The 1,846-nt window shown below is 69.3% G+C and carries 1 protein-coding gene; it reads left to right on the top strand.

The features are described from left to right. The coding region (locus LI94_RS24070; RefSeq protein ID WP_343252087.1) for a PGRS repeat-containing protein at positions 1–1,846 on the top strand (1,846 nt) is incomplete at both ends.

Here is a 1,846-nt window from a genome sequence, read left to right as displayed (position 1 = left end):
GCAGCGTCAGATGTGTATAAGAGACAGGGCCTGAACGGAGTCGGCGGCGACGGCGGCACCGGAGGTGCCGGTGGACTATCCGGTGTGTTCCTCGGAAAACTAGGTGCCTCGGGTGGGGTGCACAACGGAGCGGCGGGCGGATCGGGTGGCGCCGGAGGTGCCGGTGCCACCCCGAACGGCACACCTAATGGTGGGGGCGACAATCCTGGCGGCGGCGATAATCCTGGTGACGACGGACAGAACCCGGGAGATGGCGACCCTGGCGGTGAGACGCCCGGCGGTGACGGCGGCGCGGGCGCGTTCAGCGCCGTACGCATTGCGGAATTCAACCAGCAGATACAGACACTCGGTGGTAACGATCTAACGGCCGCACAAATCGAAGCCCTCAATGGTCGCGTGCAGGCCCTCGGTTGGACTGAGGCCAATCCAGACAGCTTCGATACGTTCATCGACAACTATGTGGCCGGCCTTGTCGCCGGCGGTGAGGTCTGCGGTTACATCTGCGTTGGCGCCACCGGAACCGACTTGCACCCCGATGGCGGTGCGGGCGGGTTCATCTATGGCAACGGCGGTGCGGGCTGGGACAGCACCGAAGAGGGTGTAGCCGGTGGCGCTGGCGGCAATTCCTACTTCATCGGCGACGGCGGCCAAGGGGGCCACGGTGGTGCCGGGGCTGACGGCGGTGCCGGAGGTCTGGGCGGGTTGCACCAGGGCGACGGTGGGCGCGGTGGTGACGGGGGCGCCGGATACGCAGGCCACCTGGCCGGAGGTGCCGGTGGACGTGGCGGCGATGCCGTCAACGTGGGCAGCGGCGGGGTCGGCGGTACTGGCGGCAACGGTGGTCGGGGTTTCGACGGTGTTGGTGGCGCCGGTGGTGTTGGTGGTAATGGCGGTCAGGGTGGCGCCATCTCCGGTAACGGTGGTAACGGTGGAACGGGCGGGGTCGGCGGTACCGGTGGGACCGGTATTTCCGGCACGACCGGCGCTCAAGGCATCAGCGGTGTCAACAATGGCCGCGGTGGTGACGGTGGCGGTGATGCCACTGACGGTTTCAATGGTGGGGCTGGTGGTGCGGGTGGCAATGCCGGTACTGCCGCTCACGGCAACGCTGGTCGCAATGGTGATGGTGGTGCGGGTGGCCGCGGTGGTGCTGGTGGCACCCCCGGTGCTGGTGGTAATGGCGCCGCCGGGGTGTGGGGTGTAGCCGGCTCCGGTGGCGGTGATGGCGCCGGTGGTGATGGCGGCAACGCCGGTTCCGGTTCCGGCTCCGGCGGCAACGGTGGCGTCGGTGGTGCGGCAGGCACCGGCGGCTCCGGCGGCAGCGCCGGTGCGCACGGTGTCAACGGCGCCGATGGGGCGGACCTGTCGTACGGCGGGAATGGTGGGCACGGCGCCGACGGTGATGACACCCATACCACCGGCGGCAGCGGCGGCCACGGCGGCAATGGTGGAACCGGACGTGGCGGTAATGGCGGCCAGGGCGGCGACGTGATCATCAGGAATTCGGCGTCGGCGGCGGATGCGGTCGCCGGTAAAGGTGGCAATGGTGGCACCGGTGCCACCGATGGCGGTAACGGCGGCAACGGCGGTTACGCCAGTACCGCCGGGACGGGTAAGGCCACCGGTGGTGATGGGGCGGCCGGCGGCGATGGTGGAACCGGACGTGGCGGTAACGGCGGCAACGGCGGCGACGTGATCATCAGGAATTCGGCGTCGGCGGCGGATGCGGTCGCCGGTAAAGGTGGCAATGGTGGCGCTGGTGCCACCGACGGCGGCAATGGCGGAAACGGCGGTAACGCCACAACCTCCGGGACTGGTAAGGCGATCGCGGCTGATGGGGCGGCCG

Source organism: Mycobacterium sp. UM_Kg27 (assembly GCF_000972905.1).
GTDB lineage: Bacteria > Actinomycetota > Actinomycetes > Mycobacteriales > Mycobacteriaceae > Mycobacterium.
Note: the sequence above shows the minus strand (reverse complement) of the source record. Positions and strands in the feature narration are given on the sequence as shown.